This is a genomic window from Alteromonas sp. ABH4_456, from assembly GCF_056160645.1.
Genome location: NZ_JBSWXO010000018.1, coordinates 1 through 17,886, shown reverse-complemented (window position 1 = coordinate 17,886; position 17,886 = coordinate 1). Strand labels below are relative to the sequence as shown.

At 47.8% G+C, this 17,886-nt stretch carries 17 protein-coding genes; 10 read left to right on the top strand and 7 right to left on the bottom strand.

Translation table 11 applies throughout. The annotated features are described in order from the left end of the window. Positions 1 to 80 precede the first annotated feature (80 nt). Complete coding sequence (polA, locus tag ACXAG2_RS19480) at positions 81 to 2,858, bottom strand: DNA polymerase I (RefSeq protein WP_474869864.1); 2,778 nt, start codon at positions 2,856 to 2,858, stop codon at positions 81 to 83. A 435-nt stretch (positions 2,859 to 3,293) separates the two neighbouring features. On the opposite strand from polA, the gene elbB reads away from it, so the two are divergent. Further along, entirely contained in the window at positions 3,294 to 3,947 is a 654-nt protein-coding gene (gene elbB / locus ACXAG2_RS19475; protein WP_349591021.1) for an isoprenoid biosynthesis glyoxalase ElbB, read from the top strand. A 136-nt stretch (positions 3,948 to 4,083) separates the two neighbouring features. Next, positions 4,084 to 5,535, top strand: coding sequence for a TrkH family potassium uptake protein (locus tag ACXAG2_RS19470; protein ID WP_119499438.1), 1,452 nt, complete (start codon positions 4,084 to 4,086; stop codon positions 5,533 to 5,535). A gap of 45 nt (positions 5,536 to 5,580) precedes the next feature. On the opposite strand, the gene trkA is transcribed toward ACXAG2_RS19470, so the two are convergent. From trkA to def, 4 genes are read right to left on the bottom strand one after another with little or no spacing between them, the layout of a single operon-like run. Beyond that, on the bottom strand, positions 5,581 to 6,960 hold the full coding sequence (gene trkA / locus ACXAG2_RS19465; RefSeq protein ID WP_119499439.1) for a Trk system potassium transporter TrkA: 1,380 nt from the start codon (positions 6,958 to 6,960) through the stop codon (positions 5,581 to 5,583). A gap of 25 nt (positions 6,961 to 6,985) precedes the next feature. After that, a complete protein-coding gene (gene rsmB / locus ACXAG2_RS19460; protein WP_474869762.1) occupies positions 6,986 to 8,314 on the bottom strand; it encodes a 16S rRNA (cytosine(967)-C(5))-methyltransferase RsmB in 1,329 nt (442 codons plus the stop codon). Next, complete coding sequence (gene fmt, locus ACXAG2_RS19455) at positions 8,314 to 9,270, bottom strand: methionyl-tRNA formyltransferase (protein WP_474869759.1); 957 nt, start codon at positions 9,268 to 9,270, stop codon at positions 8,314 to 8,316. The genes rsmB and fmt overlap by 1 nt, the downstream gene beginning before the upstream one ends. Before the next feature lie 8 nt (positions 9,271 to 9,278). Then, positions 9,279 to 9,788, bottom strand: coding sequence for a peptide deformylase (def, locus tag ACXAG2_RS19450; protein ID WP_119499442.1), 510 nt, complete (start codon positions 9,786 to 9,788; stop codon positions 9,279 to 9,281). A gap of 190 nt (positions 9,789 to 9,978) precedes the next feature. On the opposite strand from def, the gene ACXAG2_RS19445 reads away from it, so the two are divergent. The 7 genes from ACXAG2_RS19445 to ACXAG2_RS19415 all read left to right on the top strand — a co-directional run bounded on the left by ACXAG2_RS19445 (position 9,979) and on the right by ACXAG2_RS19415 (position 15,643). Beyond that, complete coding sequence (locus ACXAG2_RS19445; protein WP_232373446.1) at positions 9,979 to 11,064, top strand: LysM peptidoglycan-binding domain-containing protein; 1,086 nt, start codon at positions 9,979 to 9,981, stop codon at positions 11,062 to 11,064. Positions 11,065 to 11,100: 36 nt separating this feature from the next. Further along, on the top strand, positions 11,101 to 12,237 hold the full coding sequence (gene dprA, locus ACXAG2_RS19440) for a DNA-processing protein DprA (RefSeq protein ID WP_474869756.1): 1,137 nt from the start codon (positions 11,101 to 11,103) through the stop codon (positions 12,235 to 12,237). A 3-nt stretch (positions 12,238 to 12,240) separates the two neighbouring features. After that, positions 12,241 to 12,717, top strand: coding sequence for a DUF494 family protein (locus ACXAG2_RS19435; protein ID WP_119499443.1), 477 nt, complete (start codon positions 12,241 to 12,243; stop codon positions 12,715 to 12,717). A 67-nt stretch (positions 12,718 to 12,784) separates the two neighbouring features. Next, complete coding sequence (locus ACXAG2_RS19430) at positions 12,785 to 13,342, top strand: DNA topoisomerase family protein (protein WP_119499444.1); 558 nt, start codon at positions 12,785 to 12,787, stop codon at positions 13,340 to 13,342. Next, positions 13,335 to 13,895, top strand: a complete 561-nt coding sequence (tsaC, locus tag ACXAG2_RS19425; RefSeq protein WP_474869754.1) for an L-threonylcarbamoyladenylate synthase type 1 TsaC — start codon at positions 13,335 to 13,337, stop codon at positions 13,893 to 13,895. The genes ACXAG2_RS19430 and tsaC overlap by 8 nt, the downstream gene beginning before the upstream one ends. Before the next feature lie 4 nt (positions 13,896 to 13,899). Next, a complete protein-coding gene (gene hemF / locus ACXAG2_RS19420) occupies positions 13,900 to 14,823 on the top strand; it encodes an oxygen-dependent coproporphyrinogen oxidase (RefSeq protein WP_474869751.1) in 924 nt (307 codons plus the stop codon). 145 nt (positions 14,824 to 14,968) lie between these two features. Beyond that, positions 14,969 to 15,643 (top strand): OmpW/AlkL family protein, encoded by a 675-nt coding sequence (locus tag ACXAG2_RS19415; protein WP_474869749.1) that lies wholly within the window; start codon positions 14,969 to 14,971, stop codon positions 15,641 to 15,643. A 68-nt stretch (positions 15,644 to 15,711) separates the two neighbouring features. On the opposite strand, the gene ACXAG2_RS19410 is transcribed toward ACXAG2_RS19415, so the two are convergent. Then, a complete protein-coding gene (locus ACXAG2_RS19410) occupies positions 15,712 to 16,146 on the bottom strand; it encodes a group II truncated hemoglobin (RefSeq protein WP_474869746.1) in 435 nt (144 codons plus the stop codon). Here ACXAG2_RS19410 and aroE point away from each other — a divergent pair. Beyond that, positions 16,145 to 16,954 carry a shikimate dehydrogenase gene (gene aroE / locus ACXAG2_RS19405; protein ID WP_474869744.1) on the top strand — a complete coding sequence of 270 codons (810 nt, stop codon included), beginning with the start codon at positions 16,145 to 16,147 and terminating at the stop codon, positions 16,952 to 16,954. The two genes, ACXAG2_RS19410 and aroE, sit on opposite strands and share 2 nt — an antisense overlap. A 14-nt stretch (positions 16,955 to 16,968) precedes the next feature. Here aroE and ACXAG2_RS19400 read toward each other — a convergent pair whose 3' ends face one another. Continuing rightward, a complete protein-coding gene (locus ACXAG2_RS19400) occupies positions 16,969 to 17,502 on the bottom strand; it encodes a gamma carbonic anhydrase family protein (RefSeq protein ID WP_474848798.1) in 534 nt (177 codons plus the stop codon). Positions 17,503 to 17,886 lie beyond the last annotated feature (384 nt).

Here is a 17,886-nt window from a genome sequence, read left to right as displayed (position 1 = left end):
CAAGTGAAATTGTAATAAAATTACCAAATATCGGTGATTGTCACGATAAACACGCTAAATGCTGTAATCTACTTACTGTTTTAGTGTGCCTCGTCCCAATTTTCTCCCGTACCGGCTTCAACCTGTAAAGGAACTGACAGGGCGGCAGCCTGTTCCATCAGGGCTACAATGCTGGCAACACGTTCTTCCACCACCTCTTCTTTAATTTCAAAAACCAGTTCATCGTGAACCTGCATCATCATAAATACGTCACTGGCGGCTTCTTTTTGGATCCACTCATCAACACGCAGCATTGCCAGTTTGATGATGTCAGCTGCTGTACCCTGCATAGGAGCATTGATTGCCGCACGTTCTGCACCTTTCCTGCGGGCACCGTTACTTGCTTTAATGTCAGGCAGATACAGTCTGCGCCCGAATACCGTTTCAACATAGCCGGTTTCTTTCGCATGCTCACGGGTTTTATCCATATAGCGCAGTACGCCCGGATAACGTTCAAAATACAAATCCATGTATTTTTGTGCGTCGTTACGGGGAATATTCAGTTGTCTGGACAAACCAAAAGCTGACATGCCGTATATCAGTCCGAAGTTGATAGCTTTCGCGCTGCGGCGCTGATCTGCAGTTACTTCCTCAAGAGGCACTGAAAATACTTCAGACGCTGTGGCCTTATGTATGTCTTTGCCCTGCGAGAATGCATCAAGCAAACCCTGATCTTCAGAAAGATGAGCCATAATACGCAGCTCTATTTGAGAGTAATCCGCGGCGACCATCTTATAACCTTCCCGTGGTACGAACGCTTGCCGTACTCTGCGGCCTTCTTCAGTGCGGATAGGGATGTTCTGCAGGTTAGGATCTGTGGAAGACAACCGTCCCGTTGCGGTGACTGCCTGATGATAAGACGTATGCACACGGCCTGTACGGTGATTGATCATCTTTGGCAGCTTGTCTGTGTAAGTATTTTTAAGCTTTGTCAGACCACGGTATTCCATGATCATTTTAGGAATAGGGTAGTCCAGCGCCAGTTCCTGTAATACTTCTTCCGACGTAGACGGGGCGCCTTTGGGCGTTTTCTTGATCACAGGCAAAGACAATTTCTCAAACAGAATCTGTTGCAGCTGTTTAGTTGAACCTAAGTTAAATGTTTCACCCGCGGCTTCATGCACACTGGCTTCCAGTTCAGTTATACGCTTAGCCAGATCCTGGCTTTGCTGATTCAGCTTTTGTGAATCTATCAGCACGCCCAGCTGTTCCATCCTGGACAGTACGCTGGCCAGTGGCACTTCGACATCCAGTAATAAATTTTTCAGTGGTTCGTGCTGTTCCAGCCGGCGCCAGATTTCTTCATGCAACCTTAAAGTAACGTCTGCATCTTCGGCGGCATAGGGCGAGGCTTCGTTCAAATCAATCTGATTAAAGGTAAGTTGCTTCGCTCCCTTACCGGCAATCTCTTCAAAGTGGATTGTTTTGTGATTCAGGTACGCCATCGCCAGTGAGTCCATGTCATGGCGGGTTGCCGTGCTGTTAAGCACGTAAGACTCAAGCATGGTGTCAAAAGCAATGCCCTGTAAATTGATGTCGTAATTGGCCAGGACGTTTTTGTCGTACTTCAGATGCTGGCCAACCTTTTTAACTGAATCTGATTCCAGCAACGGCTTTAATGCACCAAGCACGTAATCACGGTCAAGTTGCTCCGGTGCATCAGGATAGTCATGTGCTACCGGTACGTAAGCGGCTTCTCCCGGTGCCGTACTGAAAGATACACCAACAATTTCAGCTTCCATATAATCGAGACTGGTGGTCTCAGTATCAAATGCAAAAAGTGGTGCCTGTTCCAGCTTCTTCAGCCAGTTTTCAAAAGCAGCTTTATCTGTAACGGTTTCGTATTTGCTATTGTCGATGTCTGATAGTGCAGGAGAGTCGTCTTCACCGGTACTTTCGTCAGTTTTTGCGCTGGTAGCAGATTCCTCTGCGGCTGATTCGGATGAGACTTCAGAAAACCAGCGCTTAAATTCATATTCGGCAAACAGGGCGGCAAGCTTTGTATTATCAGCTTCCGAAGGCACCAGCGTTTCCGGCTGGAAATCCATCTCAACATCCAGCTTTATTGTCGCCAGATCATAAGATAGCCGCGCCTGCTCTTCATACTCACGCATCTTATCAGCCATGGTTTTGCTGCCACGGAATGAAAGGCCTGCGATAGCGTCCAAATTCTCATAAATGGCTTTAATGCCACCGATCCCATTCAGCAGTGCCTGTGCACTTTTGTCGCCCACTCCCGGCACGCCCGGAATGTTATCGACTTTGTCACCTTTAAGGGCCAGGAAATCAATAACCAGCTCCGGAGGAATACCGAATTTTTCCTTAACACCCTCAGTCGTCATGATCTGGTTGTTCATGGTATTGATCAGCGTGACATGCTCATTGACCAGCTGAGCCATATCTTTGTCACCTGTACTGATGAGTGTGTCGATCCCTTTTTCGGTGGCCTGACGTGAAAGGGTTCCGATCACATCATCGGCTTCTACACCTTCTTCCACGATGATCGGCAAGCCCATTGCCCTGATAATGTCATGCAAAGGTGCAATCTGAGATCGTAATTCTTCCGGCATCGGCGGACGGTTTGCCTTGTATTCTTTATACATGTCGTCGCGGAAGGTTTTTCCCTTGGCGTCGAAGACTACCGCCATGTGAGTGGGGTTGTACTGACGGATAAGGCTTCTCAGCATGTTGATCACACCGTAAATCGCACCGGTATCCTGACCTTTAGAATTTGTCAGTGGAGGTAAACCATGGAAGGCGCGGAACAGGTAAGAAGATCCGTCAACCAGAATAAAGGGAGGAGTTTTGTTTTCAGACATAAGGAAACTTAAATCGCAGGCATTAGTAAAGTGAGCAGAATGCCACAGGCCGCCTGTTAAAGCCATATAACCGTCTGCGGAGCTGTTCGATCCACAAAAGCGGATCGCCTGTGGATAACTTTGTGATCAAAATAAAAAGAAGTTGGATCGGGTACACAGATCTGATACGGCAAAAAAATCCGTAGATCTTTATATATAAGGTCTTGCAGGAATTCGAAGAGATGTCATTACCTTGACGAATTCTTCCCTGATAGTGTGGATAACTTGGTGAATTAAGAATTTGTTGTTTAACCAAGTTGGTCAGTTAATGTAGCATACTGATAACAAACAGTGACAGCAGAGTTTAATAATTTTTGTATAGTTTTTGTTTGTTTTTTAATCGCAAATGGCATAACGCCTGCTGTGGCTGGTTTGCAGAGCAAAGGAGAGTGAAGCGTGAAAAAAGTAGCAGTGATTTTAAGTGGAAGTGGTGTATTTGACGGCACTGAATTACATGAAGCAGTGATTACTTTGTTAGCGATTCGCAGCAATGGCGCTGAATATCAATGTTTCGCACCGGATGTCATGCAAATGCATGTGGTAAATCATCTTACCGGTGAAGTGGCTGAAAACGAACAGCGTAATGTGCTGGTTGAATCTGCCCGTATCGCCAGAGGGGAAATTAAACCTGTTACCGAATGTCAGCCTGACAACTTTGACGCCATCATCTTGCCAGGTGGTTTTGGTGCGGCCAAGAATCTGTGTACATTTGCAGTTGATGGTGCAGACTGCTCTGTGAATGAAGATGTACTCACTGTATGCAGAGCATTTGCAGAGGCGGGCAAACCGGCCGGTTACGCTTGTATTGCTCCGGCACTGGCAGCAGCTGTTTATGGCAGTCAGCGTAAGGTGACCATTGGCAATGATGAAGGTGCTGCCGCAGGTATTAATGCACTGGGTGCTGTTCACGTTGACTGTGCAGTAGATGAGATTGTAATTGATACCGACGCCAAACTGGTAACCACGCCTGCTTATATGCTCGCCGGGGACATCCTTGAAGCAAAGGCGGGGATCGACAAAATGGTCGAAACTGTACTGGCAATGAATTAAAACCTCCCCGCAAGGCGGGGAGTATCGGCGAATGGGACTTTCCCTTTCGCCTTTGTCACCGCATAATGTCAGCTATTGGGGTAGTACACACAACCATGCCTGGCATGGGTAAAAAAACAATAAGGTTCAACGGCACATGCACTATCGTGCAATCGTAAGGATTCTCGGATTACTTGTTGCATTGTTCAGCGTGACAATGATCCCACCGGCACTGATATCGCTGATGTTCGAAGATGGAAGCGGCCTGCCTTTCATCATTGCATTCCTGCTTTGTGTGGGCACGGGCATGATGATGTGGTATCCGAACCGCTATCACCGCAAAGAACTGCGTGCGAAAGAAGGCTTTCTTATCGTAGTCCTGTTCTGGACAGTACTGGCAAGCTTCGGTGCGATTCCGTTTATCTTGCTTGAACAGCCCAGCATGACCGTGACCGACGCATTTTTTGAATCTTTTTCCGGTCTCACTACCACGGGCGCCACCGTGATAGAAGGTATAGAGTTTCTACCCCATTCAATTCAATTCTATCGTCAGCAATTACAGTGGCTGGGCGGTATGGGTATCATTGTACTGGCGGTGGCTATCCTGCCAATTCTGGGGGTCGGGGGCATGCAGTTGTACCGTGCAGAAACGCCGGGCCCTGTGAAAGATTCCAAGATGACACCTCGTATAGCCGATACTGCCAAGCATCTCTGGTATATTTATTTATCCCTAACCATTGCCTGCATGGTGGCTTACTGGCTGGCCGGTATGGACTGGTTTGATGCGATATGTCATTCCTTCGCCACCGTCGCGATAGGTGGTTTCTCGACCCATGATGCCAGCCTGGGCTATTTCGATAGTCCCATGGTGAATGTGATTTGTTCTGTCTTTTTGCTGATTGCGGCACTGAATTTCTCTTTGCATTACGCAGCAGTAAGTTCCCGTTCCCTGAAAGGGTATTTACGGGATCCGGAATTTAAGGCATTTCTGTTTATTCAGTTTACGCTGATCATGATTTGCTTTCTGGTGCTTACATTATCCGGCTATTACACCTCTGCAGAGGAAGCGCTGGATCAGGCTATGATTCAGGCGGTGTCTATCAGTACCACTGCCGGTTTTGCCACCACTGACTTCTCATCCTGGCCGGCGTTCCTGCCTATTTTGCTGATATTCTCCAGTTTTATCGGCGGCTGTGCGTCCTCAACAGGCGGTGGTCTGAAAGTCGTACGGGTACTGTTATTGTTCCTGCAGGGTAAACGTGAAGTTGACCGCCTCATTCATCCTAAAGCTGTCTATTCGGTAAAGCTGGGCGAAAGAGCGATGCCTGACAGGGTGGTAGAGGCTGTGTGGGGATTCTTTTCTGCTTATGCCATTGTGTTTGTGGTGATCATGATTGGTATGATTGCTACGGGTCTGGATAACATTTCTGCTTTTACGGCGACCGCTGCATCATTGAATAACCTTGGCCCCGGACTGGGCAGCGTAGCGGGTACTTATTCAGAGGTGAGTGACGGCGGTAAATGGCTGCTGGTACTGGCTATGGTATTCGGGCGGCTGGAAGTATTCTCACTGCTGGTATTGTTTTCACCTACGTTCTGGCGCAGCTGACGCAAACACTCTGCGCGGAACGTGGTATCAGTAGATCACTTGTTATCAGCCGAAGAAGAATGCGCTTGGCTGGAAAAGCTTCTCTACATCATTGATGTATTTCTTATCTACCAGAAAAAGAATCACGTGATCGTTGGCTTCTATCTTCGTATCACTGTGAGCGATGATTACCGTATCTTCCCTGACGACAGCCCCGATCGTTGTGCCCGGCGGTAATTTGATATTGCCAATTTCTCGGCCCACCACTTTTGAGGTGTTTTCGTCACCGTGGGCAATGGCTTCTATGGCCTCTGCGGCACCACGGCGCAGAGAATATACGTTAACGATATCACCGCGGCGAATATGGGTAAGCAATGCGGAAATCGTTGCCTGTTGGGGAGAGAATGCAATATCAATTTCACCTCCCTGTACCAGATCCACATAAGCACTGCGCTGGATAAGTACCATGGCCTTTTGTGCACCCATACGCTTAGCAAGCATCGCTGACATGATGTTTGCTTCATCATCGTTGGTGACGGCAATGAAGGCATCTACCTGATCGATACTCTCTTCATTCAGCAACTCAGGATCAGAGGCATCACCACAAAATACGATGGTTTTATCCAGATTCGCAGATAAATACTGTGCGCGTTCAGGGCTGAATTCAATCAGCTTCACGTTGTGTTTGTGCTCGAGACGTTTTGCCAGGCCAGCACCGATAAGACCGCCGCCGGCAATCATAATGCGTTTGTAGCTGGATTCCAGTTTCTGCAGTTCACTCATCACCGCACGGATATGTTTGGTGGCAGCAATGAAGAATACTTCATCATCAGCCTCTATCACCGTCGTGCCCAGCGGGCGGATTGGACGGCCGCGACGGTAAATTGCCGCAACACGGGTTTCCACGTTGGGCATATGTTCTTTCAGGGCTGATAAGGCGTGTCCAACCAGTAGACCGCCATAGTAGGCTTTAACCGCAACAAGGCTCGCTTTACCTTCGGCAAATTCCACAACCTGAAGCGCACCGGGATAATCAATAAGACGTTTAATTGCAGTGGTTACCAACTGCTCAGGCGCAATGATGTGATCCACAGGAATGTTATTTTCCTGGTACAACTGTTCCTGATAAATGATGTATTGCTCACTGCGAACGCGGGCAATTTTAGTCGGGGTTTTAAACAGACTGTATGCAACCTGACAGGCAAGCATGTTACTTTCATCACTATTTGTAACAGCGATCAGCATATCGGCGTCTTCAGCGCCGGCTTTTTTGAGAATGTCAGGGTGTGAGCCCACGCCTTCTACTACCTGAAGATCAAGGCGGTCCTGAAGGGCTCGCAGTATAGTGGGATCTGAATCAATCACAGTGATCTCGTTCTTTTCACCAACCAGGTTTTCTGCCAGAGTACCGCCAACCTGTCCCGCGCCAAGAATGATGATTTTCATTGATGTAATTCAGACTCTTACTAGTTTAATGAGAAGACTTTATCAGTCTCGCGTAATAGAAACCATCCATTTGTTCCTCACCGGTTGCTATCTGCCGGCCCGGGAAATCTCTGCTTTCACCCTCACAAAGCTCAGACAATTCCGCATCTGTAGTACGTGCCAGGAATTGCTTTATTTGTTCACGGTTCTCGTCAGGCAGAATGGAACAGGTGGCGTACAGCAAGGTGCCACCCGGCTTCAACAATGACCACATAACATCGAGAATTTCCGACTGCAATGCACCAAGTGCTGCAATATCAGCAGGCTTTCTCAGCCAGCGAATGTCAGGATGACGACGGATAACGCCGGTTGCAGAGCAGGGCGCATCCAGCAGAATGCGATCGAATAATTTCCCGTCCCACCATTGATCGGGACGCAATGCATCACCGGTTTTAATTTCAGGATGATGCTTTAACCGCGTCATATTCTCTTTAACCCGCTCAAGGCGTATTGCATCGCTGTCGATCGCAATACAGCGGGCCAGTTCAGGCTGAACTTCAAACAGATGACCGGTTTTGCCGCCCGGAGCAGCACAACAATCCAGTATGGTTTCACCGGGTTGCGGTTCCAGGTAAGGTGCGGCAAGCTGAGCTGCGCCATCTTGCACAGCAAACCAGCCTTTGTCGTAACCCGGCAGTGCAGTAATGTCGCTGCGGGTGATAAGTCTTACCGCCTGAGGGTGGGAAGCCACTGTTTCAAACGGGATGTTCATTTCAGTTAGGGCATCACAGAAGGTTTCACGTGAAACCTGGCACGTATTCACCCTTAGCCAGATAGGCGCCTGATCATTGGTTTGTTCAATAATGCGGTCGGCCACCTGTGGGTAAGCATCCTGAATGCGTTTAAATAGCCATTTGGGTAATCCGCTTGCAATAATGGGATCGTCTACCGGCTTATCTGCCAGCCCCTGACGTTCGAAGTTACGCAGGATAGCGTTAACGAGTCCTTTTAAAGACATACCACCCAAATAAGAAGCAGCATTCACTGTTTCGCTTACTGCTGCGTGAGATGATACCCGGCTGAAAGCCAGTTGATAGAGACCAAGCAGCATCAGGTGCTCCAGGATCTTCTTATTCCCTTTCAGAGGCTTATCGAGTAATCCCCGCAACCAGAATTGGAGAACTGGTAGTTGACGCATGACACCCAGCGACATTTCCTGAATCCAGGCGTTATCCTTTCCGTGATGCCGGCGTTGTACTTTAGCAAGACATTCTCTGCTGGATTTGCCGTTTTCCAGGATCTGAAAAATTACCCAGGCAGTATCGGCGCGTAAATTCTTTTGTCTTGGAAGGGGAACCGGCTGAACCGAAGCCATTATGCTTCTCCGCCAACCAGTTTACCGGCCACAAACCATTGCTGCCGTGCATTCACAACATCGCCTGCCGGCAACGCTTTTTTGCCGGGGATTTGTAGTTGGGTGATGATTAAATCTTTCGTGGCAGTGGCAATAACGATACCGTGTTTACTGGCACTTACCACTGTGCCCGGTTGTTGTGTTGACGTATTGTCGCTCACATGTGCAGACCATACTTTCACGTTATCCTTGCCGATTTGCATCCACGCCACCGGCCAGGGATTAAACGCACGGATGTTTCTTTCAATTTGCTCTGCGCTGTCCTGCCAGTCGATAAGAGCCTCTTCTTTACTGAGCTTCTTCGCGTAGGAGGCAAGATTATCATCCTGCTTTTCTGCTTTTGCAGTATAGCTTTCCAAATCGTTCAGCACGTTAACCAGAGCCTCAGGCCCCAGCTTCGCAAGCTTATCGTAGAGCGTGGCACTGGTATCTTCCGGTTCAACAGGCAGCCTGGCAATATGCAACATATCGCCGGTATCTAAGCCAACATCCATTTGCATAATGGTCACGCCGGTTTCTTCATCGCCTGCCCACAAAGAGCGTTGAATAGGTGCCGCTCCGCGCCATTTCGGTAAAATAGAGCCATGTACGTTTATGCAGCCTGAGCGGGGCATATCCAGAACAGCCTGCGGCAGTAACAAACCATAAGCCACTACTACCATCACATCAGCGTTCAACTCATTCAGCGTTTCCTGAGCTTCCTGTGCTTTTAAAGAAGCAGGCTGATAAACATCGATGCCATTTTCTTCAGCTAATACTTTTACAGGGCTGGGCGTCAGCTTTTTGCCCCGTCCGGCAGGACGGTCAGGTTGCGTATAAACAGCAATAACCTCATGCTCAGAACCGAGCAGGGCGCGTAAATGGTCGGCAGCAAAATCCGGCGTACCGGCAAAAATGATTCGTAGTGGTGTGGTCACAAATAGTCCTAGGCCTTAGCAGCCAGTCTTGCTTCTTTTTCTAACTTCTTCCGGATACGCTGGCGTTTCAGCGGTGACAGGTAATCTATAAACAATTTACCTTTCAGATGATCCAGTTCGTGCTGAATGCAGATAGCCAGCAGACCGTCAGCTTCAAGCTCAAAAGGATTCCCTTCACCGTCCAGAGCTTTAACAGTCACCCGTTCTGCACGGTCTACTTTGGCGTAATTACCGGGTACCGATAAACAGCCTTCCTCACTGATGGTGGAACCGTCTTTCGCTGTGATTTCAGGGTTCACGAATACTCTGGGCGTATCCTGATTCTCAGATACATCCATCACTACAACCTGCACATGTCTGTCTACCTGCGTGGCGGCAAGGCCGATGCCTTTCTCATCGCGCATGGTTTCGAACATGTCCGAGATCAGTTGCTTAATTTCTTCATCTACTGACTCAACGGGTTTCGCTACGGTGCGTAGGCGTTCGTCAGGAAAACTTAATACGTCTAAAATTGCCATCTGTCGTTCTGCTTCGCTTGCGTGTATGAATTAATATACGATCCAATAGCCAGCGCTATTTACACATTGGTTTCTGATACTATTCTATCGTATAACGGTAACTGCCGTGCAGTTTTTTGCTGGAAATAGCGGATACATGGCCGATATAGAGTCAATGTCGAAAATTTCAACAGGAGTGGTTGGATCAAACATGACAACCGGATCGATAAAAAAGCGCTTTACCGCTGCCCTGACCGCAGTGACAGTGATCTTAAGCTGCCTTACAGGGTTAGCTCAGGCAGTCACGTTAAAAGAAGATGCCCCGCAAACCTATACAGTGAAACGCAATGATACGTTATGGGATATTGCCAGCCTGTTTCTGGACAAGCCCTGGCTATGGCCGGAGCTGTGGCGTAACAATACTCAAATTATCAATCCTCATTTGATTTACCCCGGCGACGTGCTGGTAATACGTATTGTCGACGGTCAGCCGGTACTGGTAGTTCAGCGGGATAAAAAACACATCACCCTCGGACCGTCCCTGCGTAAACAAAATAAGCCTGACCCCATCAGTATGTTGCCCTGGTCCGTTATTGCTCCTTACATCAATCAAAATGAATTACTGGATGAAGAGGTCTATGAAAAGCTGCCCCATATTCTCGGTAATCAAACCGGCGATATCCGTTTTGTCACCGATGATTTAGTGATCAGCCGGAGTTACGGCCGATCTTCAGATCAGTATCGTGTAGTCCGCAGACAATCTACTATTGAAAACCTGGACGGAGAGATTCTCGGGATTCAGGTTCATCATGTTGCTGATGCCAATATGATTGACGATACCGTGCCGTTCCAGTGGCTGGTCAAAGTCACCAAATCAAACTTTGAAGCAGCCCGTGGCGACCGGCTGTATGACGGAGATTTCACAGACCGGCAGGATCTCGTGCTGCAGGCTGCAACGCCTGAACAGCGGGGTTTTGTGGTAGGGAACCTTCATCAGCATCAGTTGCTGGGTAAAGACGATGTGGTCATTGTGGATTTAGGTTCTGAGCAAGTGTCTCCCGGTACTGTGATGGGACTTTATTCTCAGGGGCCAGATATTATTGACGGTGAATTACCCAAATACGCTGGCGAAAATAATGCCATGTACAGCGTGTTTAACGATGGCAGCACGGTGCATCAGCCGGCCATTAAAATCGGCGAAATAGTCATTTTCAAAACATTTGATAAAGCCAGCTACGGCATCATTACCCGTGCCAGAGAACTGGTGAAGACGGGCGCTATTGTCGCTAATCCTTAAACGGGATAAACCATACCGTAGCTGAGGAGCTGCGGTATGCGGAAAAATCATCAAAATACTTCAATGAATTCATGGCTGACATTGGCATCAGTGCCGGCCATGACTACAGTGAAATGGAATGCGCTACTCAATAAATACAGCATTTCAGCCCGGGCCTTTCTCCATTCCGATGAGTGGATGACAAATCCTGACCATCCTCTCACTTCTGAACAGCTGGCGCAGATTCGCCAGTTACGGACATCTGCAAATGACAGGCTTCTTGATCAGGCTTATCGCTGGCTGGACAGAGACCCGGCGAATCAGATCATTACCCGGGACATGCCGGACTGGCCATCAGGGTTCAGTAGTCTAACATCACCACCATTACTCTTGTTTGCCAGAGGGAATACTTCACGTCTTGGCGATCCGCAGATTGCGGTTGTCGGCAGCAGAATGGCTACCCGGGCAGGTCTTTCAAATGCTGCATTATTTGCCTCACAGCTGGCCGCTGCCGGCATCACTGTGACCAGCGGACTCGCCAGCGGAATTGATGCCGCAGCCCATAAGGCTGCCAATGCCATAGAGGGCAGAACGGTAGCCTTTCTGGGAAGCGGGCCGGATGTTATCTATCCCCGCCGGAACATTAATCTGGCAGAGGAAATCGTCAGTCATAATGGATTGCTCGTGTCTGAGTTTTCACCCGGCACACCACCGAAGCGTCATCACTTTCCTGGCAGAAACCGCTTAATCGCTGCCATTTCAGCCGGTACGCTGGTGGTCGAAGCAACAATAAAGAGTGGTACCTTGATAACTGCCAATCTGGCCGCAGATCTGGGACGCGAAGTGTTCGCTGTGCCGGGCAATATCGCAAATGTGCAGACAGAAGGTTGTCATGCACTTATTCAGCAAGGTGCTAAACTTGTGGTAACTGCAGACCACATCCTGGAGGAATTTAACCATCTTGCCAGATCGCCCGTTGCTGCCGCAGCTGAGCAACAACAAAAAAGTGAAGATCAAAACTTGGCAACCGATAAATTATTAGATAGTGTGGACTTTGATGTAACTGGCGTTGACATCATTGCCGAACGCAGCGCACTGCCTGTATCAGCGGTTATGGCGGCATTATTAGAATATGAACTGCGTGGTCTCGTAACCCCCGTTCCCGGTGGTTACGTCAAATTGAGGGGGAAATAAACCATGTTCGACATCCTCATGTATCTGTTTGAGAACTTCATTCATAGCGAAACGGAAATCCGCGTCGATCAGGACGAACTGACGGATGAGTTAATACGCGCTGGCTTTCATCATGATGAAATCTATAAGGCGTTAGCATGGCTGGAGAAACTGGCTGCGCTCCAGGAAACGGATAATAAGCCGTATTTCTGTCAGCGTATATCATCTGGCGTCAGCCGCATTTATACCCAGGAAGAGCAAATGCGTCTGGATGTGGAGTGCCAGGGATTCCTGCTGTTTTTAGAGCAGGTTGGTGTACTCGACGCTTCTACACGTGAAATGGTTATCGACAGAGTGATGGAAATAGACTCTCCTGAGTTCTGTCTTGAAGATTTAAAATGGGTCGTGTTGATGGTGTTATTCAACGTGCCCGGTAAAGAGAATGCGTATGCACAGATGGAAGATCTTCTGTTTGAAGAATCTGATGGTACGCTGCATTAATCAGGAGTAGTACCGGCATGGTCCCCGGGATGCCTCCTGAATTTGTGCTCTAAGGTATCAGGGGTTCATGTCAAAAATAGATCATTCCTTATTCAGTGCTCATGAGCATGCGCTTGAGCACGCATTCGGTGACTGCCCGGAATGCGGCAGTCATCTTCAAATCCGAAATAGCAAGAGTGGCCCTTTCCTTGGGTGTACGGCTTATCCCGAATGTCATTTCAGTAAGCCGTTACACGATCAACAAACCACAACGTTAAAAGAAATCGCCGGCACGGTGTGTCCCGACTGCGGTAGTACGATGGCCATTAAAAAAGGTCGCTACGGTATGTTTATTGGCTGTACAAATTTTCCTGAATGTCATCATATTGAGCCGGTAAAACAGCAGGAGGACACGCAGATCACTTGTCCCCAATGTAATACCGGACACATCATTGAGCGCACAAATAAATACGGAAAGCGCTTTTATGCGTGCAATCATTATCCTCAATGCAAGTATGTGGTAAATTTCCCGCCCGTTCCGGGTAGCTGTCCAGATTGTGGCTGGGGCCTTTTGATCAATAAAAAAGGCAAAGTGTGCTGCCCGCAAGTTAAATGCGATTATCAGGCAGAGCCCGAAAATGAGTAATGAACAACAGATTGACCCTGTAAAAGAAGCGTTTGAACAGGGAGCGTTAATTGTTTATCCCACCGAAGCGGTAATGGGGATAGGGTGCGACCCTGATAATGAGCTGGCGGTTCACAAACTATTACAACTGAAGCAACGTCCTGTTGAAAAAGGCATGATCCTTATTGCTGATACCTATTCCCGTTTGCTGCCTTACGTTAATGACAATGCTGTTCCGCCTGATCGCAGAGCGCAAATTTTCTCATCATGGCCCGGGCCGAATACCTGGCTTCTGCCGAAGTCCAAAACAGCGCCAGTTTGGATCACAGGTTCTCACGAAAAAATAGCAGTTCGGGTGACAACACATCCGGTAGTGAAAGCATTGTGTGAAAAGCTGGGCAAGCCTCTGGTTTCTACCAGCGCCAATCCTTCCGGTGAAGAACCTGCAAGAACACAGGGTGAAGCAAGAGCATACTTTGCAGACAGTGTTATCTACATTGACGGCGATGTGGGCGGACTGGACAGGCCCAGTACAATCCGGGATTGCGATTCCGGCCGGGTGATCAGAGATTAAAAAAATGCAAACAATGAATATTGAAGACACAAACAAGGCAATAGAAAAAGTTAAAGCTTTCCTGCTGGCCTTGCAGGATAACATCTGTCAGACACTGGAGCTGGTTGATGGCAAAGGTCAGTTTGTAGAAGACAGCTGGGAAAGAGAACTGGGGGGCGGTGGCCGCTCAAGAGTGCTTAAAAACGGCGCGGTGATAGAGCAGGGCGGTGTCAATTTCAGTCACGTGTTCGGCGGAGCCATGCCGGCTTCAGCAACTGCATCACGTCCTGAGCTGGCCGGCAGAAGTTTTCAGGCAATGGGGGTGTCTCTGGTTATTCATCCCCACAACCCCTATGTACCCACCTCTCATGCCAATGTGCGTTTTTTTATTGCTGAAAAGCCGGGAGAGACACCCTTCTGGTGGTTTGGTGGTGGCTTTGACCTCACGCCGTTCTATCCCTTTAAAGAAGATGTTCAGCACTGGCACGACACCGCTAAAAAGTGCTGTGCTCCTTTTGGTGATGATATTTATGCCAGATATAAGAAATGGTGTGATGACTATTTTTATCTGAAACATCGTGACGAAACCCGTGGCGTTGGCGGTCTCTTTTTTGATGACCTGAATGAATGGGGATTTGATAAAAGCTTCGAATTTATGCAGTCAGTAGGTAATGGCTATCTGGACGCATATGTTCCGGTCGTTGAACGCCGTAAAGGCATGTCTTACTCAGAACGTGAACGCCAATTTCAGCTTTATCGTCGCGGACGTTATGTCGAGTTCAATCTGGTGTATGACCGCGGCACGTTGTTCGGGTTACAAACCGGTGGCCGTACAGAGTCCATTCTGATGTCCATGCCGCCCCTTGCCCGCTGGGAATATGGCTTCGAAGCGCCCGCAGGCAGCGCTGAAGCGAAGCTGACAAACTGGCTGAAACCCACAGACTGGTAAGCTCTGCCTATCCTGACTATTGATTCAGATCAATGGTCAGGAAGCTGATTTTAAAACCATTTTTTTCTGTTGTTCCAGATCAACATTTTGATTCTCCTGAGGCGTACAGTACGCACATCAACGTTAAACACACGAGAGAATCGAAATGAAAACAACCACTCTGGCTACTGTTATCCTTGCAGCCATCATTGCTGCTCCTGCCGCTCAAGCATATGAAAAAGGCGACTGGGTTGTACGTGGCGGTCTTACAACGGTTGCACCTGACGACGAAACATCCACAATTATTGCCGGTGGTGCAGATTTAGGCGTAGATTTGTCGGTTGATAACGATACCCAACTGGGTCTGAATGTTGCGTATTTTATAACCGACAATATCAATATCGAATTACTCGCAGCGACACCATTCACCCATGACGTCAGTTTTGGTGTGTCTGATCCGCTGGGCACAGGTGATAAGCTGGGAGAAGTGACACACTTACCCCCTACGTTAACCGTTAATTACTACTTCAATGATCCCGCGGCAGTGTTCCAGCCTTATATCGGTGCGGGTCTGAACTATACATTCATTTTTGACGAGGAATTTACTTCAGCTAACGGGGATGCAGGACTGACAGATTTAGATCTGGATAACTCCTTTGGTGTTTCTGCACAAATCGGTGCGGATTACATGCTGAATAACGACTGGCACATTAATGCGTCAGTAAGGTGGATTGATATTGATACCGAAGCCACCTTCAATGTGGGTGAAGCTCAGGGAAGCGTAAACGATATTCAGATTGATCCCTGGGTTTACACTATTTCTGTAGGTTACACATTCTGAGCATCTGACATTTAGTTTCCATGCGTTTTTCGCACTTGCCTTTTGCCCTCCTTATCCGGAGGGCTTTTTTATTGTTCCGTATTAATCATATGTTCTGCGAGTTGATCCAGCGCTTCCAGTAACTTCTCTGCAAGAGCAATGTCGTGAACCGATTGCAACATTGCCTTTCGCATGCAATACATCCATTGACGCTTCAGTGCAGGTGTCACAGCAAAACCAAGGTGTCTGGCACGCAAGCGGGGATGACCAAATTGCTTTTCAAACTCATTGGGACCGCCAAGCCACATGGTTAAATAAAGAAAAAAGACATGTCTTATTCTGTCCATTGGTTGCGGATGTATTGCTAGTAACTCTTCAGCCATAGGATCTTGTTCCATGATGTCATAGAATCGGTTGGCAATAAGTTTTACCATTTCTTCTCCCCCGATTGCTTCATAGGGTGTGGAGGGGGTTGTGTCTGAAAACGTTTTCTTTGATTTGTTTAATAAGCTAAAGAGACCCATGAAAAAATTCGCTGTATTTGGAAACCCGATTTCTCAGAGTTTATCACCTGCAATTCATCATATGTTTGCTGATTTAACCGGGGAGACCATTCAATATGAAAAGATTGAAGCGCCCATTGAAGGTTTCGAAGATACAGTTACGAATTTTTTTGCTGATGAGCGGGCTGTGGGATGTAATGTTACAGTCCCATTCAAGGAAAGAGCGTTCAAATTAAGTGAAGCAAATTGTAATGAAGAGGCGGCAACCGCAAAAGCCGTTAATACCCTGCATAAAGTAGACGGCTGCCTGAATGGTTATACGACTGATGGCATGGGACTGGTTGCGGACTTACTCAGTACAACAGGAACTTTAAGCGGAAAGCGTATTTTACTTATTGGTGCCGGTGGCGCTACCCGCGGTGTAGCAGGGCCATTACTGAGAGAAAATCCGGAATCATTATTTATTGCTAACCGTACTTTTGCCAAAGCACAGGCGATTGTGTCAGATATAGCAAACCCTAAGTTTGAAGCGATAACGGCTGACGAGCTCGTCAGCGTTGAAGCCCATATTATTATTAATTGCACGTCAGCGAGTTTGACGGGCGATCTGCCAGTTGTGTCTGACAGTATGTTCGGTAAATGCGAGTTGGCTTACGACATGGTATACAGTAGTCAGCCAACACGCTTTATGCAGTATGCTGCTGAGAAAGGGGCTGCAGGAACCAAAGACGGATTTGGTATGCTGGTGGAACAGGCAGCTGCAGCATTCACCATCTGGACAGGTAAAAGGCCGGAGACTGCCGGTGTTATTCAGAAACTTCGTCCTTAAACGGTAGTTCAGATTCAGCCTTGTGTAAGGTATTCATCTTTCAGCCGGACATAGTTGTCTGCCGAAATCTTAAGAAAGGCCTGTTCACTCTCTTTGAGCGGGCGCTTTTTCACCATTGGATTGCCTACATATAAGTAGCCACTCTCAAGGCGCTTGTTTGGCGGGACTAATGTACCTGCTCCGATAAACACATCATCTTCTACAACAGCACCGTCCATAACAATGGCACCCATACCAACAAGAATACGGTTGCCCAGTGTGCATCCGTGAAGCATGCATTTATGTCCTATCGTTACATCATCACCAATAATTAGTGGGTTACCTTCAGGATTACCGGCAGATTTCCTGGTGACGTGAAGCACTGAACCGTCCTGAACATTTGTGCGGTCGCCTATCTTTATATAATTAACATCGCCTCTGGCTGCAACCAGTGGCCATATACTTGAATCTGATCCTATAGCGATATCTCCGACAAGCACGCTTGAATCATCGATATAACAGTTATCAGCAATAGAAGGGGAAACAGAATTGTACTTTCTGACAGGCATAGTAAAGCTCTCATAATCAATAATAACGGTACTATACCCGTGTGATCGCTCGCTTTATAGGCGTGAAAGTATAAGAAATAAGCGTTCGGATGAATTGTTTCAGTTTTTTGAAAATAACCGTTGACGTGCGAACTGAACTCCCTATAATGCGCACCACTTCGACGGGGAACGTCACTGACAGACACCGCGAAGTGCTTATAAAATAAAGCTTAGAGCTGAATTCGATAAGCAGTTTTTACTGAAAACACTTGAGAAATTAAATTTCAAAAAGATGTTGACACTGAAAACGAAACGCGTAGAATGCGCGTCCCGCTTCAGGGAGAAACGCTGAAGCAGCTAGCCGAGGTTAGCAATTGTTCTTTAAAAATTTATAACAAGACAATC